This is a genomic window from Sphingobium sp. YR768, from assembly GCF_900111125.1.
In the GTDB taxonomy this organism is placed as follows: domain Bacteria; phylum Pseudomonadota; class Alphaproteobacteria; order Sphingomonadales; family Sphingomonadaceae; genus Sphingobium.
Genome location: NZ_FOGE01000018.1, coordinates 39,180 through 64,964 on the forward strand (window position 1 = coordinate 39,180; position 25,785 = coordinate 64,964).

The window sequence follows — 25,785 nt, forward strand, 5'->3', positions numbered from 1 at the left end:
TGAAGCGCAAGAGGGAATTTGTGCGCGGGGCATATGAAATATGTTGAAATGTGATATTAATGCCGCAGCCGGAAAATGCGGCATTTTGCGGCCTGTCTCCGCTACAATGCCAAAGAAAAACGAGCGCCTCGCTGGTGGCGGGGCGCTCGTTTGACGTTGAATAGTCAGACTTATGTCGTCAGTCGAGATGCCACCATGCGCTGGGGTCACGGCTCGCCACCAGCGTCAGCTGGCCTGCGGCATTGCCGATCGCCTTGCCCGGCACGGCGATCGACACGAAGCGCGCGGCGTGCAGCGTCTTTTCGTCGAAGCGCACGAACTGGCTGCGGAGGGCGAAATCCGCGCTCTTGCTGTCGGGTTGCAGACTCAGCGATCCGTCCTTGCCGGCGACCAGATAATGATCGGGCATCAGGATGGGGGAGAGCATCACGCTGCGCGCACCGGCGCGGCCGGGCGTCTGGCGGAACTGTGTCTGTGCCAGCGACGGATTGCCCAGCATCAGGCTGGTGCCGTCATGGGCCATCAACTGCGCCGGGTTGGTGGACGAAATGAAGCGTTCCGGCAGCGGGCCATTGCCGACCGGCACGCCGAAATCGGGGGTGCCGTCGGCCGTGTAATAGAGGCGCTGGACGCGGGTGTGACGGTCCGGGTTGAACAGCGGGTCGCCCTGGATCGCCTCATAGTCGCGGCCATGATAGACGAGGATGTCGCGGCCCTGTTCGTCCACGGTGAAGCTGTTGTGGCCGGGGCCATAAACGCTGGTGGCGGTGTTGGTGACGAAGACCGGCTGGGGCGACTTGGTCCAGCTCTTGGCGTCCAGCAGATCGGCATTCTCGTCCGCCGTCAGCAGGCCCAGGCAATAGCGCGCATCGGTGGCGCTGGCCGAATAGGTCATGAACAGGCGGCCGTTGCGGTGCAGGACGGCGGGGGCTTCGGCCACCTTGTAGCCGCGCACTTCCCAGTCGAGCGTGGGGATGGTCAGGCGGGTCGCCTCGCTCGCCAGCTTCAGCGGCGATTCCAGCTTAGCGATATAGAGGTTGCTGTTGGTGTCGATGCCCGGCTCCTTCTGGGCCCAGGCGAAATAGCGGACGCCCTTGTGCACGAAGCTGGTCGAATCGAGGTTGAAACTGTCCCAGGGCGCCTGAAATTCGCCCAGCACGCTCCATTTTCCGGTCATCGGATCGGCGCCGTCGCAGACCACGGCATAGGTGCGGATGCGGAACACATCGTCCCCGCCGCCGCTGGGACCGGCGGCGAAATACATATACCATTTGCCGTCGATCTGGTGGAGTTCGGGCGCCCAGATGAAGCCGGAGCGCGGGCCGCTTTCCTCATGGCGCCACAGCACGGCTTCCTTGGCGGTGGCGAGGCCCGCGATCGTCTTCGACCGGCGCAGGACGAGGCGATCATATTCGGGGACGGAGCCGGTCATATAATAATAGCCGTCATCATGACGGAAGACCTGGGCATCGGCGCGCTGCTTGACCAGCGGGTTGACGGGCGCCGGCGCGGCCGCCTCGGCCGAAGCGGTGCGGGCGATCGCCGGCGCGGCCGAAAGCGCGGCGGCGCTGCCGATGAAGCCACGGCGGGACAGGGTGAAGGGCATCAGAGTCTCTCCGAAATGCGGCATGGGAATATAATCAGACAATTGAGTCAATAATCGGCTTGAGGCCAGCCGTCAGCCCCCCAGCGTACCGGCGCGATGCGCAGGGTGGGGGCGCCGTTCGCCTGTTTGTCATAGGCGTGGTAGACGACATAGTCTTTGCCGTCCTTATCGTGGAGCCAGCCGGCATGGCCGGGGCCACGGAAGCGCTGCTGTTCCTGAAGGTCGGCGCGCAGGAAGATGGTGCCGCCGCCTTCCATCAGCGGGCTGCCATCCTTGCCCAGATAGGGGCCGGTGATCGCCTTCGACCGGCCCATGACGGTGTAATAGCTACTGTTCACGCCCTTACAGCAATAATCATAGCTGACCATCAGCCAGTAATAGCCGCCATGGTCGACGATGAACGGCGCCTCGACCGGGGCCGGGCCGCCAGCCGGGGCCGGGCGGCGGGCGATAGAGAAGGGCTTGGCCTGCGGGTCCTTGGGCTTGCCGGTCTTCGGGTCCAGTTCGAACAGCTTGATGCCGGTCCAGAAACTGCCCAGCGTCAGCCAGTGGCGGCCATCCCGGTCGATGATGAAATTGGGGTCGATGGCGTTATAGTCGTCGTCCTTCGTGGACAGGACGACGAGGCCTTCGTCGCGCCAGCCATAATTTTTCGCCTTGGGGTCCAGCGTCGGGCTGGTGGCGAGGCCGATGGCGGAGCGGTTGGAGCCGAAGGTCGAGACGGAATAGTAAAGCCGATAGCGGCCGTTCACATAGCTGATGTCGGGCGCCCACATGCCGTCGCTGCCGGGGATCGCCTGCTTCGCCCAGTCGGGCAGCGCGGTGAAGATCGGATCGCCCGCCGTCCAGCGAATGAGGTCGGGCGAACTGCGCGTTTCGATCAGCCGCTTGCCATGGCCGGTGCTGAAGACGTGATAGATATCGCCTTCGCGGGCGATGACCGGATCATGGGTCGGGACGAGATCGCCGGTCAACTGGCTGTTGAGCGTGGCCGGGGCAGACGATGGCTGCGCGATGGCGGGAAGGGCGGCTGTGAACAGGGCAATGCCGGTCAACGCAGAGATGATCTGTCGGGCCATTGTGACCTCTCCATATATAAATGCCGTGCTCCTGCGAAAGCAGGAGCCCAGTATCGACGTCTCAACTGGGTTCCTGCTTTCGCAGGAGCACTTGCTGACGAGGGATGGAGCGGGCGGTAATTCCACCCACCGCCCGCTCCAAACAGGTTATTGCAGTTCGAGTACGACCACCGACTTGGCCGGCAGCGTGACGGTCAGCGTGCCGCCGCTGACCTGCGCGCCGGTGAAGGCGACAGGCTTGACGGTTTCGGGCGCGTCGAAGCTGTTGAGGGAATTGATCGCCGGTGCAGTCAGGATGCGGCCGGTGACGGTCGCGGCGTTCAGGCCGTCCAGCTTTACCGTGACGGTGTTGGACTGGTTCGGGTCCAGGTTGGACAGGCCGACATGGACCTTGCCATCCTTGCCCTTCACCGCCGATCCGCTGACGGCCGGCATGGTGAACTGATCCTTGGCATACCAGGGCGACTGGATGTCGATCGGCAGCACCGTCGCATCCTGCCAGGGCTTGTACATTTCGAAGACATGATAGGTGGGCGTCAGCACCATCTTCTTGCCGTCGGTCAGGATCATCGCCTGAAGCACGTTCACCATCTGCGCGATCGCGGTCATGCGGACGCGGTCGGCATGTTTGGCGAAGATGTCGAGATGGATGGAGGCGACCAGCGCGTCGCGCAACGTGTTCTGCTGGCGAAGGAAGCCCGGATGCGTGCCCGGATCCTGCGCATACCAGGTGCCCCATTCGTCGACCGCCAGGAACACCCGCTTGGCCGGATCATATTTGTCCATGATCGCGCTATGCTTGGTGATCAGTTCGTCCATATGGACAGCGCCGGACAGGATGTTGGCCCAGCCGGACTCGTCGAAATTGGACGGATCGCCGATCGGCGGGAACTGGCTGTTGAGCAGCGTATAATAATGGAGCGAAACGCCGTCGAGTTGCGGACCCGCGACCCGCATCATGGTTTCGGTCCAGTTATAATCGTCGACATTCGCGCCGGCCGCGATCTTCATGATCTTGGTGCCGCGCGGCGCTTTGACGAAGGTGGCGTAGCGACGGGTTTCGTCCGCCGCGAATTCGGGGCGCATATTGCCGCCGCAGCCCCACAGCTCGTTGCCGACGCCGAAATAGGGGACGGCCCAGGGTTCCTTATGGCCGTTCTTGGCGCGCAAGTCCGCCAGCGTGCCGGCGGGCGAGGTCATATATTCGACCCATTCCGCCATTTCCTGCGGCGTGCCGTTGCCGACATTGCCGGCGATGTAGGCTTCCGCTCCGACCTGCCGCAGCAGTTCGAAAAATTCGTGGGTGCCAACGCTGTTGGGTTCGGTCACGCCGCCCCAATGGGTGTTGATCTTGACCGGGCGGTTCTTTTGCGGGCCGATGCCTTCGCGCCAATGATATTCGTCCGCGAAGCAGCCGCCGGGCCAGCGGATGACCGGCACGGACAGATTCTTCAGCGCCGCGATCACATCGTTGCGGAAGCCGTTGGTGTTGGGGATCGACTTGTCGTTGCCGACATAGAGGCCGCCATAAATGCCATTGCCCAGATGCTCGGCAAATTGGGTGAAGACGCGCTTGTCATAGACCGCGCCGGGCTTGTCGGCGTGGATGGTGGCGCTGGTCGGCTTGCCGGCGGTGTCGGCCTGAGCCGGCTGCCAGGCCAGAGCGCTGGCGCAGAGCAGCAACGCAGTGGCGGTGCGGCGCAAGGTTTTTGTCATGTCCGTCCTCTCCCTGTGGATAAAATTGTGAATGAATATTGGATAAGTCAGTCGTGAAAGGCGTCCGTCGTCTCTCGCGTGCCGCGCAGGAAGGCGTCGGCGACCAGCCGCAGCGGGCTGGTGTCGACATCCGATCGGCCGCCCCGGATCAGCGTGGCGAAACGGGCATAAAGGCCGGCATATTCGACATCCTCGCCATGTTCCGTGCCGCTGGGCAGGGTCAGCACCGCGCCGCCATGGCTGAGTTTGAGCGTCCCCGCGTCGGTTTCGACGACGATGTCCCAGCTTTGCGGGCCGGTCTGGCGCCAGTCGAGGTCCATGTGGATCGGTGCGCCCGCCGTATCGCGAAAGGCGATGTCGGCGGCGATCGGCGCGGCGCGGTTTTCCGGCAGCACCAAAGTCGCGTCCTTCAGGAAGAAGGGACGCGGCAATATATGGGTGACGATCGACAGGGCGTTGATGCCCGGATCGAACACGCCAAGGCCGCCCGGCTGCCAGATCCATGCCTGACCCGGATGCCAGACGCGCACGTCTTCCCGCCAGATGATCGACACTTTGTCGATCCGCCGCTCGGCCAGCCAGGCGCGTGCCGGGGCGACCCCGGCGGCGAAGCGGCTGTGCCAGGCGGCGAACAGGCTGACGCCGACCTTATCGGCCTGCGCCTTGAGCGCTTCCACCTCCGCCAAAGTCGCGCCGGGCGGCTTTTCGAGGAAGAGGTGAACGCCCTTCTTCAACGCCTGCGCCGCCAGATCATAGCGGACCTGCGGCGGGGTGCAGAGCGCGATCGCATCCACCGCCGGCCCTTCGGCGAGCAGCGCGTCCAGACTGGCATGGTGCGGCACGCCGTCCAGACCCGCATCATGCGGGCTGACGGTCGCCGCCAGGCTGAAGGCGCTGTTGCCCCGGATCGCCGGCACATGCTGATCGCGCGCGATCTTGCCTATGCCGACGATCGCGATACGGATCGGGTCCATGGAAATCAGAGCGCCTGAACGGTGACCTGAACGGGAGCGGCGCGCTTCAATGCATTGCGGACCGGCAGGGTGAAGGGCGCGGCGATGATTTCGAACACATCGCCTTCCTGGCAGGCGATGCCGTCGCTGAACGACAGGGTGGCGGTGCCGAAGAAGTGGACATGCACGTCGCCCGCGCGGCGGAACAGATCATATTTGAAATGATGATGTTCCAGATTGGCGAAGCTGTGCGACATATTGCCTTCGCCCGACAGGAAGGGCTTTTCCCAGATCACTTCGCCGTCGCGCAGGATACGGCTGGCGCCTTCGATATGCTCGGGCGGGGTGCCGACCAGCAGTTCCGGGCCGAGCGCGGCCTGACGCAGCTTGCTGTGGGCGAGCCACAGATAATTGTGGCGCTCGGTCACATGGTCGCTGAACTCGTTGGCGAGCGCGAGGCCGAGGCGATAGGGGGTGCCGTCTTCGCCGATCAGATAGATGCCGGCCAGCTCCGGCTCCTCGCCGCCATCCTTGGCGAAGGCGGGCATGACGAGCGGATCGGTCGGGCCGACCAGCTGCGAGCCGTCGCCCTTGTAGAACCATTCGGGCTGCTGGCCGGTTTCGCCAGCGGCAGGCTTGCCGCCTTCCAGACCTTCCAGGAACATGCGCATCGAATCCGTCAGCTTTTCAGCGGCGGCGGCTTCGCGGTGCATCTTGTCGCGACCTTCGGCCGAGCCGAGATGCGTCAGGCCGGTGCCGGTGAGCTGGACATGGGCGCCATCTTCATGATCGATCGGCGCGAGCAGGCGGTTCGCCTCGAATTCGGCGGCGATATCGACGGCATCGCCCTTGCCGGCGGCGTCTACGGCCGCGGACAGGCTGATCTTCTGCGCGATCGCGTGCAGCGCCAGAGCGCGGATGGTGGTGAAGCCCGGCACGAAATGGGCGGCATCGCCCTGCGCGGCGATGACGGCCCGTTCGCCAGAGTCCGAACGATGCTGCAACAGGCGCAATGTCATGAAAATCTCTCCTCCCGCACGCCCGGCCGGGCGTCGTACACATCAAAAGCCGCTTCCCCGCGCGCCTAGAGAGCCGTTCCGGATGGAGCGGCGCGGCGACGGTGAATCTTCTAATTACTCCGACATATTACAGGATGGTGGTAATGGCAATGCTTCTATTGTAGCGACACATATGCCTTATTGGGGTGAGGCGAGAGGAGCGATGATGGGAAAGGAAAATCCGTCTTTGCAGGATGGTGAGACGGACAAGGAGGGCAGCGCCAAGGCAGTTCGGGGTCCGGGCCGGCGGCTGCACGGCGCGATCGCGCACAAGCTGGGCATGGCGATCTTGTCGGGGCAATATCAGCCGGGCGACACGCTGTCGGGCGAGGTGGCCTTTGCCGAGGAGCTGGAAGTCTCCCGCAGCGCCTATCGCGAGGCGATCCAGGTGTTGACGGCCAAGGGGCTGGTGGAAAGCCGGCCCAAGGCGGGGACGCGCGTGTTGCCGCGCAATCGCTGGAATCTGCTCGACCCCGAAGTGCTGGCCTGGGCCTTTGCCGGGGAGCCGGACGTGCAGTTCGTGCGCGACCTGTTCGAGTTGCGCGCCATCGTGGAGCCGGCGGCCGCGCGGCTGGCGGCGCAGCGGCGCGACAAGGACGACCTCAAGATCATGAAGGACGCGCTGGCCGCGATGCGCCGCCATACGCTGGCGACCGAGGCGGGGCGGGCGGCGGACCGCGATTTCCACAATGCGATCCTGAACGCGACCCGCAACGACGCGCTGCTGGTGCTGACCGCCAGCATCGGCGCGGCGGTCAACTGGACGACGCAATATAAGCAGCGCGCCCGTGCCCTGCCGCGCAATCCGATCCCCGACCATGTCCGCGTCTATGACGCGATCGCGGCGGGCGATCCGGTCGCGGCGGCCGAAGCGATGGGCGTGCTGGTCGATCTGGCGCTGGAGGATACGGCCAGCGCGATGGGGAACTGACGGGGCGAAACGGTTCCTGGCTGGCGTAGCGCATTTTGTTCACGCGGAGGCGCGGAGGGTCGCGCGCATCTGCTCCGCGTCTCCGCGTGAATATGTTATGTGCCTCCGGCGCTAAACGACCATTTTTGGTCATTCGGTCGCGATGATGTGCATCTCTGAACCGGCCGCTCATTCGGATGGCAAGTCGCAGGTCGAATGCCCCGTAGGGGGGGCAGTCGACCTTCAGCAATAGCCAGTGATTTTCAAACCGTTCTGCGTCTGCTCTAGCGGAAACTCTCCCACTCGGTTCAACGCTGCCTCGATTGCTGTGAAATTTTGCAAAGTTCCCGGCTGTGCAAGTCCGTCTTGGCCATGCGTCACTACAGCTGTAGGTATCACCAACCACTCAATAGATCGAAGTTCGATTGGTCCAAACGCTGCCGTGTCGACCCACTCTGGCGGACCCCAGAAATCATTTAATCCGGGCCATCTCATGTATCTTATTTCCGCGTCATCAGAGTCGACGAACTTGACCTCTACCAAACTCGCTTGCCAGCCTGAATCGTTAACCGCTGCGAATAGCTTGCGCCATTTTGTATCCGACATAAGCGCATGGCTGAACCGCTCGCGAGTAAACCGGCTTAGCCGGTCTAAATCCTGACGGGTGTGAATGCTCATATATTGGTCTTGCGCTAACCTGCGAACGTTCGCAACCGGTCGATCGTTGCCGAATGATGTTTGATTACGCAACGTCAGCTATCGCCGATCACCTCTCCAAAACCTGACCGACTGAAATCCACCCTTGTCCGTCATTCCCGCGACCCGAAGGGCGGCCGCAGGCCAACGCGGGAACCCCATCTCCTAAGCTGTCAACCAAGGGAAAAGCCGAGAGATGGATCCCCGCCTGCGCGGGGATGACGGTTTGGAAAGGGGGGGCGTGCGCATTCTCTTTCCACCCATATCCGCCATCGGGGCTCTATGCGGGCGATGGCGCATCCCTGTCGCCGTAGACAAAGGCGGTCAGGCCGGAGCGCAACGTCACTTCGCGCCGGACATAGTCGACCTCATAGGCATCCGCGCTGGCGATATCCTGTGGCGTCAGGCGGAAGAGCAAGCCTTCGACCGCGTCGGCGGGATCGTCGCTCGGCTCCACCATCGGGTGCCAGCGCGTGCCGCTCCTGGCGATGACATCGGGATCGGTGATTTCGATCATGCGCTGGCGAAAGCCGGGGATCGCATCCGCTATGCCCTCCACCGGGCGGCCGAACAGGGCGATCTGCACTTCGCGCTGGCGCAGCGTGCCATAGGAAAAGAGCAGGATGTCGGCCATGGCGGCGTCCTTATGCGCGTGGGGTGTCGGCGCGATAGGCCGATGCCGGGGGGGCCGCAAAGCAAAAAGGGCCGGAGCGGCATGTCCGCTCCGGCCCTTTTTTGTTGTGAGGGGCTTTCGCCCGCCCCTTATGCCGCGATCTTCTGATCCGGCAGGGCGTGGGTGGTCTTCGATCCCCATAGGGCATAGAAGAGGACGTAAAGTTCGCAGGCGGCGGTCAGCAGGAAGCTGGTCTGAAGACCATAATGGTCCGCCAGATAGCCCTGCACCACCACCAGCGCGCCACCGGCGATCGCCATGATCAGCAGGCCCGAACCTTCCTCGGTCAGCGGGCCGAGGCCCTTGATGCCGAGGGTGAAGATGGTCGGGAACATGATCGAGTGGAACAGGCCGACCAGGATCAGCGACCACATGGCGACCGGGCCGGTGGTGAAGACGGTGACCATCATCACGATGAAGGCGCCGATCGAGAAGGCGGCGAGGACATGGCCCGCATCGAACTTCTGCATGATCGCTGAACCGGCAAAGCGACCGACCATCATGCCGCCCCACAGCAGCGAGAGATAGTTGCCGGCCTGCTCATGCGTCAGGTTGGCAATGTCGGGCTGGCTGGTGAAGTTGACGAACAGGTTGGCGACGCCGATTTCCGCGATCAGATAGATGAAGATCGCCGGGATGCCGAACACCAGATTGCGGTGATTCCAGAGCGAATATTTCTTGCGCTCTTCCTTGTTGTGGCGCTGGGTCGCGTTGCCCATGGCAGGTAGAGGGAAGCGGGCAATGATGATTGCCAGCACCGCCAGAATGACGGCGACGATCACATAGGGCAGCACCACCGACTGGGCATCCGCCAGACGTTCGGCCTGCGTCAGGACGACTTCGCCCTGTGCAGTGCCGCCCTTCGACCGGCCCAGAATCAGATAGGCACCGAACAGCGGCGCCAGCATGGTGCCGGCCGAGTTCATCGCCTGAACGAGATTAAGGCGCGAAGACGCGGTTTCGGGCTTGCCGACGATCGCGACATAGGGGTTTGCCGCAACCTGGAGCAGGGTGATGCCGCTGGCGATCACGAACAGCATGACAAGGGTCACGCCATAGGAGGGAATCGATGCCGCGACCGTCATGCCCAGCGCGCCGGCGGCCATGATCAGCAGGCCGATCACCATCGACTTCTGATAACCGACTCGTTCGATCAGCTTGGCCGACGGTATCGATGCGAAGAAATAGGCGATGAACCAGACCGATTCGATCAGGGTCGTCTGGGTATAGCTCAACTCGAACACGCTGCGCAGGTGGGGCAGCAGCGTATTGTTGATGACGGTGATGAAGCCCCACATGAAGAAGAGGCTGGCAAGTAGCGCGAGGGCAGGGCCGTAGCGTGTGCCGGGGTTATGCGGTGCGACAGGCGCAGCGCCAGACGAGATCGGTCCTGCCATTCATCCTTCTCCAAGTGCAGTTCCAGCGGCGGACGTCCCGAACAAGGGTTGCGCCCGCAGAATTTGTCGGAGTATATCCCCCGTAACCGCCCGTCAATGGGCGCGCGTTTTACGGGAGGAAGTCCATGCGAAAGGTCGTCGATTTTAAAACAGCGCTGTCATGCGCCATGCTCCTGTCCATGGCAAGCGGCGCCGCCTTGGCGGCCGACGCCAGCCGTGCGCCCGCCGGCACCGCCAATGGCGCGGCGATCGAAACCATCACGCTCAGCAACGGCGCAGGCGTGTCGGCCAAGATTCTGACCTATGGCGCGACGCTCCAGTCGCTGGTCGGCCCCGGCAAGGACGGCAAGAGCGCCGACGTGCTGCTGGGCTATGACGACCTCAAGGACTATGTCGAGCATCCCAATTTCTTTGGCGTGACCGTGGGCCGCTATGCTAACCGCATCGCGGGCGGCAAGTTCAGCCTCGACGGGAAGAGCTACCAGCTTCCCCTGAACGACAAGGTCAATTCGCTGCATGGCGGCGGCAAGGGCTTCGACAAGCAGGTGTGGAAGGTCGTGTCCCTGAAGAGCGGCCCCAAGGCCAGCGTCGTGCTGGGCCTGACCAGCCCGGACGGCGAGTCGGGCTATCCGGGCAAGCTGGACGTCACCGTCACCTATACGCTGGATGAAAGCGGTAACCTGGGCATCGCCTTCGACGCGAAGACCGACAAGCCGACCATCGTCAACATGACCAACCATGCGATCTTCGATCTGGGCGGTGAAGGATCGCCCGATGGCGCGATGGGCCATCTGCTGACGATCCCGGCCAAGGCCTATACGCCGGTCGACGCCAATCTGATCCCTACCGGCGAACTCAAGCCGGTCGAGGGCGGCGTGTTCGATTTCCGTAGCGCGCGCCGTGTCGCCGACGGGCTGCGCGATGGGCGCGATCCGCAGATCATCGCCGGGCGCGGCTATGACCATAATTTCGCGCTCGACAAGGGGCAGACCAAGACGCCGGAACTGGCCGCCCGGCTGGAAGATCCGGTGTCGGGCCGCGTGCTGGAAGTGCTGACGACCGAACCGGGCGTGCAATTCTATACCGGCAATTTCCTGGACGGCACCTTTATCGGCAAGCAGAGCCATGTGTACCGCATGGGCGACGGCATCGCGCTGGAGCCGCAGAAATTCCCGGATTCGCCCAATCAGCCGAGCTTCCTGTCGGCCCGCGTCGATCCCGGCAAAGCATATCATCATGAGATGATCTATCGCCTGTCGGTGGCCCGCTGATGCCTGAGTGGCGGCTGATCGAGCGCGATGTCGCGGACACGCTGGGGGAGGGGACGCTCTGGTCGGCGCGCGGCAACGCCGTCTATTGGGTCGATATCCTGGCCCCGGCGCTCAACCGGCTGTCTCTGGAAAGCGGCGCGATCGAGCGTTTCGCCATGCCGGAGCCGCTCGGTTGGGTGGCGGAACGCACGGCCGGCGGTTTCATCGGCGGCTTCCAGAGCGGCTTTGCCGACATCAGCCTCGATCCACTGACCATCACCCCGTTCGGCAATCCGGAACCGCATTTTCCCGGCAACCGGATGAATGACGGCAAGGCGGATGCGCAGGGCCATATCTGGTGCGGCACGATGGACATGAGCGAAGAGCATGATCGCGGTGCGCTCTATCGCCTCGCGCCGGATCGGAGCTGGACCGTGGTGGACAGCGACTATCGCGTGCCCAATGGTCCCTGTTTCTCGCCGGACGGCCAGTGGCTCTATCATAGCGATACCGCCAAGAAGCAGATGTACCGCTTCCGCCGTACCGAAACGGGCGCGACCGAGCGCGAGCCGTTCATCCAGTTTGGCGAGGAGGATGGCTATCCCGACGGCATGACCGTGGATGCGGAAGGCCATATCTGGGTCGCCCATTGGGGGGGCAGCCGCATCAGCCGCTTCACGCCCGAAGGCAGACTGGACCGTGCCATTGCCCTGCCCGCGCGGCAGGTGACGAACATCAGCTTTGCGGGTCCAAATCTGGACCGCATGTTCGTGAGCAGCGCGACGATCGGGCTGGACGATCCGACGCCTTATGATGGCGGCTTTTTCGAGGTGGAAAGCGGCGTGCGCGGCCTGCCGACGCATCTTTACGCGGGCTGATTCGCCGCTGAATCATGCGAAGGGCGCGGTTCCGCAGGGTGACCGCGCCCTTTCTTTTGTCCGGCGCATAAATGCTGTTGCACTGGACGCGCGAATCTTCTAGATCGCCGGGACAACGTTGTCATGCCTCTCCAAGTAAGACGACGTTGCGATCCCGGACGGCCCACTGGCGAACTGCACGCGTCATGGTCGTCCGGGACATTTTTTCCCGCACCCCTCCGAAAAATACCGCGATAGGCTTCGCCGACGCTCTGTCGCGCCTGTCGATGATCGGCATCGCTGCCTGACCCACAAGATGGTTGCGGGAACGGCCGGGATGCGTCAGACTTGCCCGCACATGCGCAAGACCGATCCCATGAGCCTCGCCCTCGATTGCTGGAGCCTCGGCATCGAATCCTGTTCCGTGATCGGCATGCGTTTGCCCCGATTGATGACTGGCGATCCCGCCGCCATGCTGGAGGCGCAGCGCATGGTCAGCGAAAAGGTGGAGGCAGCGGCCAGCCTGCAATGGAAGCTGATGACCGGCACGCTGGGGACCACGGCGCCGACCGTTTTGGGCGCATCCGTGGCCCATTATCGCAAGGTGGTGCGCAGCAATCGTCGCCGTCTGGGTGGCAAGGCCGCGCGATAAAAGGCCGGGCTATTTCCGGCGCCTATTTTCGGCGCCAGCGCCGAACCAGCGAAAAGCCCAGAAATCCGCCCCCCACGACCGCCGCGATGGCGCCCCCGGCCGACGCCAGCGCCCAGGCGCCGGCCGCCAGCAGACCCGTCAGAAAATCGACGATGATGAGGGTGAGGTGGATCATAGCAGGAACAAGACGGAGCTACTGCCCCAGTTCCTTGGCTTCCTGATATTTCAGTTCCAGAAAACGGTTCTGCGTCGCCAGCTTGTCGAGGTCGCCGCTGGCCAGAGTCTCGGTCATCCGGGCGATTTCGGCGTCGATGACGTTCAGCCCTTCGACCAGTTGCTTTTCCGGCACGCGGCCATTGCGCTCCTCGCGCCGGAGCGGTTCGGGGATCGACTGATAGCCGGTGACGAGTTCGGGCAGATGATCCGACAGCAGCTTGCGGATTTCCTGCGCGGCCGGTTCCTGTTCGGTGAGCCGCTCCAGTTGCGGGGCCAGCGTTTCCAGCCGCACGCCGATGCTGTCGATCAGGGTGATGGCGGGGGCGGGCAGCGCCTTGCGTTGATTCTCCAGCCAGATTTCCGTCTTCAGCGGCAGGGCGGCGATATCGGTCTGGGCCAGCGCCTCGGTCTTCACCCCGCTTTCGGTAGGGATCAGCGCGATCAGCAGCAGGGCGGCGATCATCACGCCCAGCGCTATCATGACGCCGGTCGTGCCCAGCGGCAGGATGAAGCCCGCCACCGCGCTGCCCAGCAGGATCGCCAGCACCGCCCAAAAGGCATATTTGACCTTCCGGATGAGGCCCGCATTGCGGCGCTGCCGGGCGCGCGTCGACAGGCTGCGCCCGCGATCGCTGTGGCGGCGGAGGGTGGGCTCTATCCGGTCGCGAATGTAGCGATCAACATCGCTGGTCATGATTCCAATCCCCAAATCCGTTCGGGCTGAGCGAAGTCGAAGCCTCTGCCTGAGCGGAGACGAAGGCACCTCGCTACGCTCGGCGACACCCTTCGACTTCGCTCAGGGCGAACGGATGGTGACATTCTGATCACCCCTCGATCGCACTCAGCAGGGGATTGTCCGCGCGCACTTCCTTGGCGGCCTGGGCCTGTCCTTCGGCGCGGGCGATATAGCCCTTGGACTTCTCCACCTCGTTCGACAGCGTGTTCACCGTCGTCTTCATATTCTCCAGCGCCTTCAGCTTGAACGTGTCGATGCTGTCCATCGTATCATAGATATTCTGGAAGGCGCGCTGGAGCGTTTCGACCGGGATGGTGCTGGACGCGGCCTGTTCGTGAATCTGCGCGGTCTGGCTTTTCAGCAATTCGCCGGTGCGGTCGATCATGTTCGCCGTCGTGGTGTTGAGCGCGCTGATCTGTTCCAGCACCAGCCTTTGTCCGGCCAGCGCCTGCGCCACGGTTACCGCCGTCCGCAGCGCGGCGACGGTCGTCGTGCTGGCGCGGTCCACGCCCTTGACCAGTTCGACATTGTTTTTCTTGACCAGATCCAGCGCCAGATAGCCCTGCACCGTCACCGCCATCTGCGTCAGCAAATCCTGCGTGCGCTGGCGGATGTAGAAGAGCGCGCTTTCACGGATCGCCTTCGCCTTGGCCGGATCGGACGAATCCAGTTCCAGCGCCTTGTCCTCCAGCCGGGCGTCCATCGTCTTGCTGATATGGATCATCTGTTCCAGACGACCCATGGTTTGCCACATATTCTGGCGTTCCACGTCGATCGCGGCATTATCCTTGATCAGCACGTCCTTGCCGCTGGCCAGCGACCCCAGGATCGAGTTGATATGGCCCTGCGCGCTTTTATAGCCGTCGAAATAGTCGCGCATCTTGTTGCCGAAGGGGATGATGCCGAACAGCTTCTTGGGCGCCAGCAGATTGCCGCGCTTGCCCGGATCGAGGTCTTCGACCGTGCGGCGCAGTTCGGCGAGGTCCGCGCCGACCTTGGTATCGCTGTCCATCGCGCGGACGGGGCGATCGAGGAAGCGGTTGGAATGGCCGGCGGCCTCCGAGATTTCCTTGCGCCCCATATTGGTCAACTGGTCGACCCGCGCGCCGAATTCGGGCGAATTGGCGTCCTGCGCGACCAGATCGGCGACGAAGGCGTCGACCTTCTCATCCAGCTTGGAGCGCTTTTCCGTGTCGATCGGCACGAGGCCGGACGCCTTTTCGGGTGCGACCACGGGCACCGGATCGGGCGGCGTAAGGTTCAGCGTGTCAGCGGTAGCGGTCGGCGCGGTCGAAGCCATGTCATCTCCCAGAAGCCAGTGTCGGCCCTCCACTGTCATATGCGTATAGAACAGTCGGGCTGCAAGTCTGTCTTGCCGTTATAAGGGGCGACGCCATGGCATTGCAATTGTTCAGGCAACGGGAAGGGTGCGCTTGTCTTGTTGCCGTCCGGCGCTAGCATGGGGCGACAACAGGAGAGATGCATGGCCGGAAGCGCGGAAGATCAGTATGTCGCGGCGGTGGCGGCCGATCCGCGCTATCAGGCGCTGGTGGCGCGGCGGGCGCGGCTCGGCTGGTGGCTGTCCGCCATCATCTTCTTCGCCTTCGTCGCCTATCTGCTGCTGATCGCCTTCGACAAGGCGTTGCTGGGCGCGCCGATTGGGGATGGAGTGACGTCGATCGGCATTCCGATCGGCCTGGGCCTCATCCTGCTCGCGATTGCGCTGACCGGCCTCTATGTCGTCCATGCCAATCGCCATCATGACGCGCAGATGGCGCAGATTCTGAAGGATCATGCGGCATGAGGGCGCTGGTCGGGCTGATCGCCTTGTTGCCCGCGCCTGCCTTCGCCGCCGCGCTGGAGGGAGAGGCGCAGCGCCAGCCGATCAACTGGGTGGCGATCGCGATGTTCGTGGCGTTCGTGGGCCTGACGCTGTGGATCACCAAGGCGGCGGCTGCGCGCACCCGCACCGCGTCGGATTTCTACACCGCGGGCGGCGGCATCAGCGGGTTCCAGAACGGCCTCGCCATGGCAGGTGACTATATGTCCGCCGCCTCCTTCCTCGGCATATCGGCGCAGATTTTTAACGATGGCTATGATGGCCTGATCTACTCCACCGGCTTTCTGGTGGGTTGGCCGATCCTGCTGTTCCTGATGGCGGAGCGGCTGCGTAACCTTGGCCGCTACACTTTTGCCGATGTCGCCTCCTATCGCTTTGCCCAGCCGCCGGTGCGCAGCTTTGCGGCGGTGTCCACGCTGCTGGTCGTCAGCTTCTACCTGATCGCGCAGATGGTCGGAGCGGGGCAGCTCATCAAATTATTGTTCGGCCTGCCCTATGCCTTTGCGGTGGTGATCGTCGGCGGGCTGATGATGCTTTACGTCCTGTTCGGCGGCATGCGCGCGACGACCTGGGTGCAGATTATCAAGGCGGTGCTGCTGCTGGGCGGGGCCAGTTTCATGGCGCTGATGGTGCTGGCGCAGTTCGGCTTCTCGCTGGAGACATTATTCGCCCGCGCGGTGGAGGTGAAGACGCAGGCGGCGCTGGCCGATGGCGCGGGCGCGATCGAGGCGGCCGAACGCGGCCGCTCCATCATGGCGCCGGGCAACTTCATAAAAGACCCGGTGTCGGCCATTTCCTTCGGCCTTGCGCTGATGCTCGGCACGGCGGGCCTGCCGCATATATTGATGCGCTTCTTCACCGTCCCGGACGCGAAGGAGGCGCGCAAGTCCGTCCTCTGGGCGACCGGCTGGATCGGATACTTCTATATCCTGACCTTCATCATCGGCTTTGGCGCGATCATATTGGTGGGGACGGATGCCGGCTATCTGGACGGGCAGGGCGCCTTGCGCGGCGGCGGCAATATGGCGGCGATTCACCTCGCCCATGCGATTGGCGGCAATGCCTTTCTGGGGTTCATTTCGGCCGTGGCCTTCGCGACGATCCTGGCGGTCGTGGCGGGGCTGACGCTGTCGGCCGCGTCTGCGGTCAGCCATGATCTTTATGCCACGGTGTTCAAGCAGGGGCAGGCCAGTTCGGTGGACGAACTGCGCGTGTCGCGGCTGACGACACTGGCGCTGGGCGCGCTGGCGGTGCTGCTGGGGCTGGTGTTCGAAAAGCAGAATGTCGCCTTCATGGTCAGCCTGGCCTTCGCGCTGGCGGCGTCGGGCAATTTCCCGGTGCTGATCCTGTCGCTGCTGTGGAGCGGCTGCACCACGCGCGGCGCGGCCTGGGGCGGGACGATCGGCCTGCTGACGGCCTTCGTCCTGACTTTGCTGTCGCCAGCGGTGTGGACCACCACTTTCGGGCTTGGGACCGCGCCTTTCCCCTATAGTTCGGCGGCGATCTTCTCGGTCCCCGCCGGTTTCATCGCTATCTGGCTGATCTCGCGGCTGGATCGTTCCCCCCGCGCGGCGGTGGACAGAGCGGGCTATCCGGCGCAGCGCGTGCGGGCGGAAACCGGCATCGGGGCTTTTGCGGCCAGCGATCATTGATGTCCCTTCCGCGCGCTCGCCTCTAGCCAAGCCCCTGCATGCGCGGCACTAAGGCCGCCCCCACGCGGGCGGCACGCCGTCCGCGTGGGGCCAGAATAGGGAGCATTTCGTGAACCGACGCCAATTTCTCACCACCAGCGGCGCGACGGCGCTGGCCGCATCCGCCCCGCGCGCCTTCGCGCAGCCGGGATCGCAGGACGCGCGCCTGCGGGCCATGCTGGATGGTTTCTTCTACGAGCGGCTGGATGAATCGCCTGAACAGGCAACCCGGCTTGGCCTCGACACCGGCAAGCGTGCTGCCCTGCGCGGCCAGCTTGCCGACACCAGCGCCGCTGGTGCGGCCAAGGATCTGGCCCGGACCAAGGTGCAGGTGAAGCAACTGGCCGGCGTCGACCGCGCCAAACTCAGCCCTGCCAGCCAGCTCGACTATGACGTCGTCGCCTATCAGATGGACCGCGCCGTGGGCGGAGAGCGGTTCGGCTATGGCGAAACGGCGGGCCGTTACGCCCCCTATATCCTCAGCCAGCTGACCGGCAGCTATCGCGAAGTGCCCGATTTCCTCGATTCGCAGCATCGGGTGAAGGATGCGGCCGACGCCGACGCCTATCTGTCGCGCCTCGAAGCCTTCCCTGCCGCGATGGATGGCGAACTGGCCCGGCAGAAGGCGGACGCGGCCAGGGGCGTGTTCGCGCCCGACTATATTCTCGACACGACGATGAAGATGCAGGCCGCGCTGCGCGACCAGCCCGCCGCGCAGACCGTGCTGGTCGCCTCCTTCGTCAAGAAGCTGGCCGCCGCCGGCCTGCCGCCCGAACGGGCGCGCCAAGCGGAAAAGATCGTCGCCGAGAAGATTTTCCCCGCCGTCGATCGCCAGCGTGAACTGGTGGCGCAACTGCGGGCCAAGGCCAGCCATGACGCGGGTTGCTGGCGCCTGCCCGACGGCGAAGCCTTTTATGCGGCCGCCGCTGAGGCCGCGACCACGACCCGGCTGACCGGCGATGAAATCCACCAGATGGGTCTGGATCAGGTGGCCGACATCTCCGGCCGGATCGACGCGATCCTGAAGGGGCAGGGGATGAGCCAGGGCAGCGTGGGCGACCGTCTGGTTGAACTCAACAAGCGGCCCGACCAGCTTTACCCGAACACCGATCCGGGCCGCGAGGCGCTGCTGGCGCAACTCAACAGCCAGATCATCGCCATGCAGAAGCGATTGGGCGAGAGCTTCAACACCGTGCCCAAGGCGCCGGTGGAGGTTCGCCGCGTGCCGGTGACGATTCAGGCGGGCGCGCCGGGCGGCTATTATCAGAATGCCTCGCTCGACGGGTCGCGGCCTGCCATCTACTTCATCAACCTGCGCGACACGTTCGACCGGCCGAAATTCGGTCTGGCGACGCTCAGCTATCATGAAGCGGTGCCGGGGCATCATTTGCAGGTATCGGTGGCGCTGGAATCCGACTCCATCCCGATGATCCGCCGTCGCGGCTTCTACAGCGGCTATTCGGAGGGCTGGGCGCTCTATTCGGAGCAACTGGCCGACGAAATGGGCATGTATGAAGGCGATCCGCTGGGGCAGGTCGGCTATCTCCAGTCGCTGCTGTTCCGCGCCACCCGTCTGGTGGTGGACAGCGGCATGCACGCCAAGCGGTGGAGCCGCGAGAAGGCGACCGATTATCTGATCGCCACCACCGGCATCGCGCGCGGCCGCAGCCAGGGCGAGATCGACCGCTACACCGTCTGGCCGGGTCAGGCGTGCAGCTACAAGATCGGCCACACCGTCTGGACGCAATTGCGCGACGAGGTGAAGGCCAAGCAGGGCGCCAAGTTCGACCTCAAGGCGTTTCACGATGTGCTGACGCTGGGCGCGATGCCGCTCGACATATTGAAGCAGGCGGTGCGCCAGCGCGCGGGGATCGCCTGAACCCTCCGTCGTCTCAGCGTTCAACAAAAAACGACCCGGCGGTGCGCCGCCGGGTCGTCCAGTTTCTTCCACCCAAAGGCGCGAAGGGCCAAATCCCTCAATAAGACGGTCGAAGTCCCCGCGCTTTGGCTCTGCATTCAGCGGAAGGCCGTAGCTTGAATATATCGTTCCCCGGCGCAGGCCGGGGCCCAGTCCAACGGTGCCAACTGGACCCCGGCCTGCGCCGGGGAACAGCCTCGATCTTCAAGCCGCGAATTGATTCCCCTGCGGCCTTCAGGCCGCAAACTGGTTCATCGTATTGTGCGCGCCGCCAGCCTTCAGTGCGGCTTCACCGGCGAAATAATCCTTGTGATCGTCGCCAATGTCGCTGCCCGACATATTCTGATGCTTCACGCAGGCGATGCCCTGACGGATTTCCTTGCGCTGCACGCCCTCGACATAGCCCAGCATGCCCGCCGCGCCGAAATATTCCTTGGCGAGGTTATCGGTGCTGAGCGCCGCCGTATGATAGGTCGGCAGGGTGATGAGATGATGGAAGATGCCGGCCCGCGCCGCCGCATCCTTCTGGAAGGTGCGGATCTTCTCGTCAGCTTCCAGACCCAGATCGGTCGCATCATAGTCCGCGCTCATCAGCTTCGCCCGGTCATAGGCGCTGACATCCTTGCTCGCCGCTTCCCAGGCGTCATACACCTGCTGACGGAAGTTCAGCGTCCAGTTGAAGCTGGGCGAGTTGTTGTAGACCAGCTTGGCGTTGGGGATGACCTCACGGATGCGATCGACCATCGATGCGATCTGCTCGATATGCGGCTTTTCCGTCTCGATCCACAGCAGGTCCGCACCATTCTGGAGCGAGGTGATGCAGTCGAGCACGCAGCGGTCCGCGCCAGTGCCTTCGCGGAACTGGAACAGGTTGCTGGGCAGGCGCTTGGGCTTCAGCAGCTTGCCGCCGCGATTGATGATCACGTCGCCATTGGCCTGCGCAATGTCGCTAATCTCTTCGCAGTCGAGGAAGCTGTTATACTGGTCGCCAATGTCGCCCGGCTCCTTGGAGTAAGCGATCTGCTTGGTCAGGCCCGCGCCCAGCGAGTCCGTCCGCGTGACGATGATGCCATCATCGACGCCCAGTTCCAGGAAGGCGTAGCGGCAGGCGCGGACCTTCGCCAGGAAGTCCTCATGCGGCACCGTGACCTTGCCGTCCTGATGGCCGCACTGCTTTTCGTCCGAAACCTGATTTTCGATCTGGAGCGCGCAGGCGCCCGCCTCGATCATCTTCTTGGCGAGCAGATAGGTCGCCTCCGCATTGCCGAAGCCCGCGTCGATATCCGCGATGATCGGAACGACATGGGTTTCATAATTGTCGATGGCGTGGGTCAGGCGCTGGGCCTCGACTTCGTTTCCGGTTTCGCGCGCCTTGTCGAGATCGCGGAACATCATCCCCAGTTCGCGGGCGTCGGCCTGCTTCAGGAAGGTGTAAAGTTCCTCGATCAGCGCGGCGACGCTGGTCTTTTCATGCATCGACTGGTCGGGCAGCGGGCCGAAATCGCTGCGCAGCGCGGCGACCATCCAGCCGGACAGATACAGATATTTCCGCTTCGTCGTGCCGAAATGCTTCTTGATCGCGATCAGCTTCTGCTGGCCGATGAAGCCGTGCCAGCAACCCAGCGACTGGGTGTAGTTGGCCGGGTCCAGATCATAGGCGGCCATGTCGCGGCGCATGATGCCAGCGGTGTACTTGGCGATGTCGAGGCCGGTGTTGAAACGGTTCTGCAACTTCATGCGGGCGACGGATTCGGCGTTGATGCCATCCCATGTGCCGGGGTGGCTGCCGATGAGGCTCTGCGCCTTTGCGATGCTGTCCTGATAGGTCGTCATGGCCTTGTCCTTTGGAGAGGGTGAGCTGTTGCGCTCGACCTAGGCCCGTCCTTTGCAGTGCGGCAGTCCTCCTGAAGTTCAGTTGTCGATCTTTACAAAAATCTGCTGTAAAGTTGTAAAGCCTGCACAGGAGTCGGATTTCATGGCCAAGGATCGTCCCGTCTATATGGGGCCGCGTCTGCGGCGGTTGCGGCGCGAACTGGGCCTGACCCAGGCTGACATGGCGGCCGATCTGGAAATCAGCGCCTCCTATGTCGCGCTGCTGGAGCGCAATCAGCGGCCGCTGACCGCCGACATGCTGCTGCGGTTGGCGCGTACCTATAAACTCGACATGGCGGAAGTGGCGGGGGACGGCGGCGCGGAACAGACGGCGCGGTTGCAGGCGGTGCTGAAAGACCCGATGTTCGCCGATATAGACCTGCCCGCGCTCGCGACAGGCGACGTCGCGGTCAATTACCCCGGCATCACCGAAGCGCTGCTGCGCCTCTACACCAGCTATCGCGAGGAGCATCTGGCGCTGGCCGATCGTGGGGCGGGGCCGGACAGGCAAGAGGATGTCGCCGATCCCGTCGCCGAATCGCGCCGCTTTTTGGCTGCACGCCGCAACAGCTTCCCGTTGCTGGACGATGCGGCGGAGAAGCTCGCGGCGCAAGCAGAGGCGGAAGGCGGGCTGTCCGGCTGGCTGAAGGTGCGGCATAATCTGCGCGTGCGACGGCTGCCGACCGACGTGATGGCGGGATCGATGCGGCGGCTGGACCGGCATCGCGATGCGGTGCTGCTGGATGATACTTTAGACGCGGCCAGCGCGCAGTTCCAACTGGCGCTCCAGATCGCCTATCTGGAGATGCGCAAGCCGTTCGACGCCTTGCTGAAGGACGGGCAGTTCGGCGGGACGAGTGGCCAGCGCCTCGCCCGGCGGGCACTGGCCAGCTATGGCGCGGCGGCGATCCTGATGCCCTATACCGCCTTTGCCAAGGCGGTTGAGGCGAAGCGCTATGATGTGGAGGCGCTGGCGCGCCAGTTTGGCGCGAGTTTCGAACAGACCGCACATCGGCTGACCACGCTGCAAAAACCGGGGCAGGAGCGGGTGCCGTTCTTCTTCCTGCGGGTCGACCCGGCGGGCAATGTCAGCAAGCGGCTGGACGGGGCGGGATTCCCTTTTGCGCGCCATGGCGGTTCCTGTCCGCTCTGGTCGGTGCACCGGGTGTTTGAAACGCCGCGCGAGGTGGTGACGCAATGGCTGGAGCTGCCCGATGGCCAGCGTTATTTCTCGATCGCGCGCACCGTGACGGCCGGCGGCGGCGGCTGGGGCGCGCCACGGGCGGAGCGCGCCATTGCCCTATGCTGCGCGGCCGAACATGCCCATCGGCTGATCTACACGCAGGATGCGCCGCCAGCGGAGCCGACGCCGATCGGCGTCACCTGTCGCCTATGCCATCGCGCCCAGTGCATGGCCCGGTCCGCCCCGCCGATCGGGCGCGACATGCTGCCCGACGATTATCGCCGGACCCGCGCGCCCTTCGGCTTTGCCGATGGCTGATCGGGGAGGGGCGCTTACCCTGACGTCATTGCGAGCGAAGCGAAGCAATCCATGGTCGCTCCAGTGGATTGCTTCGCTTCGCTCGCAATGACGATGTAAGCTTTAACCGGCATGCGTCGCCTGCATCTGCGCGGCGACCTTTTCGGCCGTGGCCATCACGCGCAGCACATTTTCGCCCGCCAGCTTGGCGATATCCTTGTCGCTCCAGCCGCGCCGCATCAGTTCGGCCAGCAGCGCGGGATAGGTCTGCACGCCCGACAGGCCCTGCGGCAGGGAGCCGACACCGTCGAAATCGCTGCCCAGCCCGACATGGTCGACGCCCGCCACCTTGGCGATATGGTCGATATGGTCGGCGACTTGGCTCAGCGTCACGACAGGTTCGGGATTGGCCTTCTCCCATTCGGCGAGCGCCTTCTTCGCGCCTTCAGGATCGCCGATATAGAGGCCGCCAAAGGGCGGCGCATTATAACGGGCCATCTCCGCGCTGCGGTTCGCGCTCCAGATGCGGCGCGCTTCGGACACATATTGCGGGGCGTAATTGACCATGACGACGCCGCCATTGGCCGCGACCTGTTTCAGCACCGCGTCCGAGACGTTGCGCGGCGTATTGCAGATCGCCCGCGCGCTGGAGTGAGAGAAGATGACCGGCGCCTTGCTCACCCGCAGCGCGTCCAGCATCGTGCCTTCGCTCACATGGCTGAGGTCGACCAGCATGCCCAGCCGGTTCAACTCCGTCACGACGCTTTCGCCGAACGGGGTCAGCCCGTCATGCTGGGGATTGTCGGTCGCGCTGTCCGCCCAGCCGATGGTGCGGCTGTGGGTCAGCGTCAAATAGGAGGCGCCAAGGTCTTTATAGGCGCGCAGCACGGCCAGGCTGCCGTCGATCTGGCCGCCGCCCTCGACCCCGATCATCGACGCGATGCGCCCCGCCTTGTGCGCGGCGCGGGCCTGCGCAGCGGTGGCGACGAAGGCGAAGTCGTTGGGATAGCGGCGCGCGAAACTGTGGGCGAGGTCGATCTGCTCCAGCGTATCCTGCACCTGTTGCAGTTCGGGCAGATCGGCCGATACCCAGACCGACCAGAATTGCCCGCCGACCTGCCCCGCGCGCAGCCGTTCGATATCGGTGTGGAACTGGCCTGGGTCCAGATGGCGCAGGTCCATGGTCCAGCGCGCGTCCTTCATCTTGTCGGTCAGCGCTTCGGGCCAGTCATTATGGCCGTCGATCAGCGGCGTGGCCTTGAGGACCTTCGCGATCCGGGCGGCATAGGGATCAGCGTCGGCGGCATGGGCAGACGAGGCGGCGAGGAGGAGCGGCAGCAGCGCCAGAGGGAGAGTTTTCATGGGCCCGGAAGCTAGGGCGACGACCGGTCAAGTCAATCTGCCGACAGGCTTTTCTCCCGCCAATCGCCCCCTGTGTGATACCCCAGGTTATGGCAGGCGCAAGAAAGGGCGGCGGCGCTCCCGCTCCCCCGACCCGCGCCGTGCGATTTTTTTCAAAAACCGGTTCCCGTTTTGCCGCGCGATGCTTTAATCCTGACCGTCGAATGATGATCGATCCGCTCGTCCTGCTTCAGGCCTATTCCATCGGGGTCTTCCCCATGGCTGACGATCGCGACGCGGAGGAGGTCTATTGGGTCGAGCCGAAGCGTAGGGCGATCCTGCCGCTCGATGGTTTCCACCTGTCGCATTCGCTGTCCAAGGTGATCCGGCGCGATCGTTTCCGCGTCACCGCCAACCGCGCCTTCGCCCGCATCCTGGCGCTATGCGCCGAATCGGCGGATGATCGGCCATCGACCTGGATCAATCACGCGATCGAGCAGGCCTATCGCCATCTCCACGAAACCGGCTTCGCCCATTCGGTCGAGGTGTGGGACGGGGAGGAGCTGGTCGGCGGCCTCTATGGCGTGGCGCTGGGCCGGGCCTTTTTCGGCGAATCGATGGTGTCGCGCCGGACCGATGCGTCAAAGGTGGCGCTGGCCTGGCTGGTGGCGCGGATGCGCTTTGGCGGCTTCACCCTGCTGGATTGCCAGTTCATGACCGATCATCTGCGCAGCATGGGCGCGGTGGAGATCAGCCAGCGCGACTATCTTCAGTTGCTGGGTGGGGCCGTGGGCGGCGTGGCGCTGGGCGCGGGGGCGGTGCTGTCCGGCTCCGGCGCGGCGGCGGAGCTGGCATTCGCGCCGCTGGCCGGGGCCGCCGCATCGCCCTTGCCACCGATCTTGACCGTGTCCGGGCCGGTTTCGGGCCATTCCATCGCACAGCTTCTGACCCACACGTCATAGACCGGGTGCTGCACGACATTGCGGTCGGGCCGTTCGCGGAAGATCCAGCCGGAAAAGGCGCGCCGCCACTTGCCGTCCGCGCTGGAGCGCACGTCCAGCTGCACGAAGGCGCCGGTATCCTGCACATTTTCCCAGGGGGCGGTGGTTTCGCAGGCCTGAAGGCGGACGATCGCATCGCCCACGCGCAGCGCTTCGCCCGGCTTCATCGTCAGGTCGCGGGTCAGGCCGTTGCGCTTGTTGAGCAGGCCGATCACGGCGGTCCGCTGCGCCATCGGCGTGCCGGGCGCGGCATTCTTGCCGGCGGTCTGGATCGGGCTGCCTTCGACCTTCACCGGGCCGGACTGATTCGCGGCCGGTGCCTCGCTCTTTCCACACCCCGCCAGCGCCAGCGCGCAGGACAGGGCGGGAATCGCCTTATGCAGGATCGGCGGGCAAATCCCCGCCGGACGCCGGGTCATGCCGCGTCGGGGCTCCAGGCTTCATAGTCGCCGGTCGCCTTCTGGCGCTGGCCGCCCTTTTCGAGCGCACCCGACGGGCGATAGGCGTTGGCCGTGCCGGTCAGGTTGACGCTCGATTCCTTTTCCCAGATGCGCGGCGGCGGCAGGAAGCTTTCGGGCGCACCCTCGATCGAGTGATGCAGCCAGCCATGCCATTCGGCCGGCACGCGACTGGCGTCATTGGACCCGTTATAGATCACCCAGCGGCGCGTCAGTCCATTGGGGTCGGTGCCGCCCTCATAATAGACATTGCCTTGATGGTCCTCGCCCACTTTCTTGCCCTTGCGGGCCGTGAAGAGCCAGGTGCCGAAGGTGGCGCCATTCCACCAGGTGAAGACGTTAGCCAGGATTCCCATGCGCCAGCGCTTAGCCGCTGTGACGGGCG

23 protein-coding genes and 1 pseudogene are annotated in these 25,785 nt (G+C 64.2%); 9 read left to right on the top strand and 15 right to left on the bottom strand.

The window, feature by feature from the left end:
- Positions 1 to 178: 178 nt before the first annotated feature.
- The 5 genes from BMX92_RS18355 to araD1 form a co-directional block, all read right to left on the bottom strand.
- The gene (locus BMX92_RS18355; protein ID WP_093019282.1) at positions 179 to 1,606 is read right to left on the bottom strand and encodes a glycoside hydrolase family 43 protein; all 1,428 of its coding nucleotides are present in this window, start codon (positions 1,604 to 1,606) and stop codon (positions 179 to 181) included.
- 47 nt (positions 1,607 to 1,653) lie between these two features.
- Entirely contained in the window at positions 1,654 to 2,685 is a 1,032-nt protein-coding gene (locus tag BMX92_RS18360) for an arabinan endo-1,5-alpha-L-arabinosidase (RefSeq protein WP_093019168.1), read from the bottom strand.
- Positions 2,686 to 2,832: 147 nt separating this feature from the next.
- A complete protein-coding gene (locus BMX92_RS18365) occupies positions 2,833 to 4,401 on the bottom strand; it encodes an alpha-N-arabinofuranosidase (RefSeq protein ID WP_093019170.1) in 1,569 nt (522 codons plus the stop codon).
- Between the two features lie 47 nt (positions 4,402 to 4,448).
- Positions 4,449 to 5,375: a Gfo/Idh/MocA family protein gene (locus tag BMX92_RS18370; RefSeq protein WP_093019172.1), complete on the bottom strand. Its 927-nt coding sequence runs from the start codon at positions 5,373 to 5,375 to the stop codon at positions 4,449 to 4,451.
- Between the two features lie 5 nt (positions 5,376 to 5,380).
- On the bottom strand, positions 5,381 to 6,373 hold the full coding sequence (gene araD1 / locus BMX92_RS18375; RefSeq protein ID WP_093019174.1) for an AraD1 family protein: 993 nt from the start codon (positions 6,371 to 6,373) through the stop codon (positions 5,381 to 5,383).
- Positions 6,374 to 6,578: 205 nt separating this feature from the next.
- Between araD1 and BMX92_RS18380 the strand changes: the two genes are divergently transcribed.
- Entirely contained in the window at positions 6,579 to 7,343 is a 765-nt protein-coding gene (locus BMX92_RS18380) for a FadR/GntR family transcriptional regulator (protein WP_177185136.1), read from the top strand.
- A gap of 222 nt (positions 7,344 to 7,565) precedes the next feature.
- On the opposite strand, the gene BMX92_RS27000 is transcribed toward BMX92_RS18380, so the two are convergent.
- The 3 genes from BMX92_RS27000 to BMX92_RS18390 form a co-directional block, all read right to left on the bottom strand.
- On the bottom strand, positions 7,566 to 8,000 hold the full coding sequence (locus BMX92_RS27000; RefSeq protein ID WP_143066823.1) for a DUF6678 family protein: 435 nt from the start codon (positions 7,998 to 8,000) through the stop codon (positions 7,566 to 7,568).
- Positions 8,001 to 8,298: 298 nt separating this feature from the next.
- Complete coding sequence (locus BMX92_RS18385; RefSeq protein ID WP_093019176.1) at positions 8,299 to 8,652, bottom strand: gamma-glutamylcyclotransferase family protein; 354 nt, start codon at positions 8,650 to 8,652, stop codon at positions 8,299 to 8,301.
- A 128-nt stretch (positions 8,653 to 8,780) separates the two neighbouring features.
- Entirely contained in the window at positions 8,781 to 10,088 is a 1,308-nt protein-coding gene (locus BMX92_RS18390; RefSeq protein ID WP_093019178.1) for a sugar MFS transporter, read from the bottom strand.
- 125 nt (positions 10,089 to 10,213) lie between these two features.
- On the opposite strand from BMX92_RS18390, the gene BMX92_RS18395 reads away from it, so the two are divergent.
- The 3 genes from BMX92_RS18395 to BMX92_RS18405 all read left to right on the top strand — a co-directional run bounded on the left by BMX92_RS18395 (position 10,214) and on the right by BMX92_RS18405 (position 12,847).
- On the top strand, positions 10,214 to 11,359 hold the full coding sequence (locus tag BMX92_RS18395) for an aldose epimerase family protein (RefSeq protein WP_093019180.1): 1,146 nt from the start codon (positions 10,214 to 10,216) through the stop codon (positions 11,357 to 11,359).
- Positions 11,359 to 12,216: an SMP-30/gluconolactonase/LRE family protein gene (locus BMX92_RS18400; RefSeq protein ID WP_093019182.1), complete on the top strand. Its 858-nt coding sequence runs from the start codon at positions 11,359 to 11,361 to the stop codon at positions 12,214 to 12,216. Before BMX92_RS18395 ends, BMX92_RS18400 begins: the two co-directional genes overlap by 1 nt.
- A gap of 355 nt (positions 12,217 to 12,571) precedes the next feature.
- On the top strand, positions 12,572 to 12,847 hold the full coding sequence (locus BMX92_RS18405; RefSeq protein WP_218145803.1) for a hypothetical protein: 276 nt from the start codon (positions 12,572 to 12,574) through the stop codon (positions 12,845 to 12,847).
- A 22-nt stretch (positions 12,848 to 12,869) separates the two neighbouring features.
- Here the strand turns inward: BMX92_RS18405 and BMX92_RS27435 are convergent, their stop codons facing one another.
- The 3 genes from BMX92_RS27435 to BMX92_RS18415 form a co-directional block, all read right to left on the bottom strand.
- Entirely contained in the window at positions 12,870 to 13,022 is a 153-nt protein-coding gene (locus tag BMX92_RS27435; RefSeq protein ID WP_177185130.1) for a hypothetical protein, read from the bottom strand.
- 18 nt (positions 13,023 to 13,040) lie between these two features.
- A complete protein-coding gene (locus BMX92_RS18410) occupies positions 13,041 to 13,757 on the bottom strand; it encodes a hypothetical protein (protein ID WP_093019186.1) in 717 nt (238 codons plus the stop codon).
- A gap of 130 nt (positions 13,758 to 13,887) precedes the next feature.
- The gene (locus BMX92_RS18415; protein ID WP_093019188.1) at positions 13,888 to 15,099 is read right to left on the bottom strand and encodes a toxic anion resistance protein; all 1,212 of its coding nucleotides are present in this window, start codon (positions 15,097 to 15,099) and stop codon (positions 13,888 to 13,890) included.
- A gap of 183 nt (positions 15,100 to 15,282) precedes the next feature.
- Between BMX92_RS18415 and BMX92_RS18420 the strand changes: the two genes are divergently transcribed.
- The 3 genes from BMX92_RS18420 (at position 15,283) to BMX92_RS18430 (ending at position 19,209) form a co-directional block, all read left to right on the top strand.
- The gene (locus BMX92_RS18420) at positions 15,283 to 15,603 is read left to right on the top strand and encodes a DUF485 domain-containing protein (RefSeq protein ID WP_093019190.1); all 321 of its coding nucleotides are present in this window, start codon (positions 15,283 to 15,285) and stop codon (positions 15,601 to 15,603) included.
- Positions 15,600 to 17,291, top strand: a complete 1,692-nt coding sequence (locus tag BMX92_RS18425; protein WP_093019192.1) for a cation acetate symporter — start codon at positions 15,600 to 15,602, stop codon at positions 17,289 to 17,291. Before BMX92_RS18420 ends, BMX92_RS18425 begins: the two co-directional genes overlap by 4 nt.
- A 109-nt stretch (positions 17,292 to 17,400) precedes the next feature.
- A complete protein-coding gene (locus BMX92_RS18430) occupies positions 17,401 to 19,209 on the top strand; it encodes a DUF885 domain-containing protein (protein WP_093019194.1) in 1,809 nt (602 codons plus the stop codon).
- Between the two features lie 273 nt (positions 19,210 to 19,482).
- On the opposite strand, the gene BMX92_RS18435 is transcribed toward BMX92_RS18430, so the two are convergent.
- A complete protein-coding gene (locus BMX92_RS18435) occupies positions 19,483 to 21,081 on the bottom strand; it encodes an isocitrate lyase (protein ID WP_093019196.1) in 1,599 nt (532 codons plus the stop codon).
- A gap of 142 nt (positions 21,082 to 21,223) precedes the next feature.
- On the opposite strand from BMX92_RS18435, the gene BMX92_RS18440 reads away from it, so the two are divergent.
- Positions 21,224 to 22,621 carry a helix-turn-helix domain-containing protein gene (locus tag BMX92_RS18440; RefSeq protein WP_093019197.1) on the top strand — a complete coding sequence of 466 codons (1,398 nt, stop codon included), beginning with the start codon at positions 21,224 to 21,226 and terminating at the stop codon, positions 22,619 to 22,621.
- Positions 22,622 to 22,723: 102 nt separating this feature from the next.
- Here BMX92_RS18440 and BMX92_RS18445 read toward each other — a convergent pair whose 3' ends face one another.
- Positions 22,724 to 23,962 (bottom strand): dipeptidase, encoded by a 1,239-nt coding sequence (locus tag BMX92_RS18445; protein WP_093019199.1) that lies wholly within the window; start codon positions 23,960 to 23,962, stop codon positions 22,724 to 22,726.
- Positions 23,963 to 24,165: 203 nt separating this feature from the next.
- Between BMX92_RS18445 and aat the strand changes: the two genes are divergently transcribed.
- Positions 24,166 to 24,903 (top strand): leucyl/phenylalanyl-tRNA--protein transferase, encoded by a 738-nt coding sequence (aat, locus tag BMX92_RS18450; RefSeq protein ID WP_093019201.1) that lies wholly within the window; start codon positions 24,166 to 24,168, stop codon positions 24,901 to 24,903.
- A gap of 35 nt (positions 24,904 to 24,938) precedes the next feature.
- Here the strand turns inward: aat and BMX92_RS28415 are convergent.
- Together BMX92_RS28415 and BMX92_RS18460 are read right to left on the bottom strand one after the other, a co-directional pair.
- Positions 24,939 to 25,361, bottom strand: a pseudogene (locus BMX92_RS28415) (DUF2155 domain-containing protein); the annotation flags it as partial.
- On the bottom strand, positions 25,358 to 25,756 hold the full coding sequence (locus BMX92_RS18460) for an NADH:ubiquinone oxidoreductase subunit NDUFA12 (RefSeq protein WP_093019203.1): 399 nt from the start codon (positions 25,754 to 25,756) through the stop codon (positions 25,358 to 25,360). The pseudogene BMX92_RS28415 and the gene BMX92_RS18460, both read right to left, overlap by 4 nt.
- Between the last annotated feature and the right edge of the window lie 29 nt (positions 25,757 to 25,785).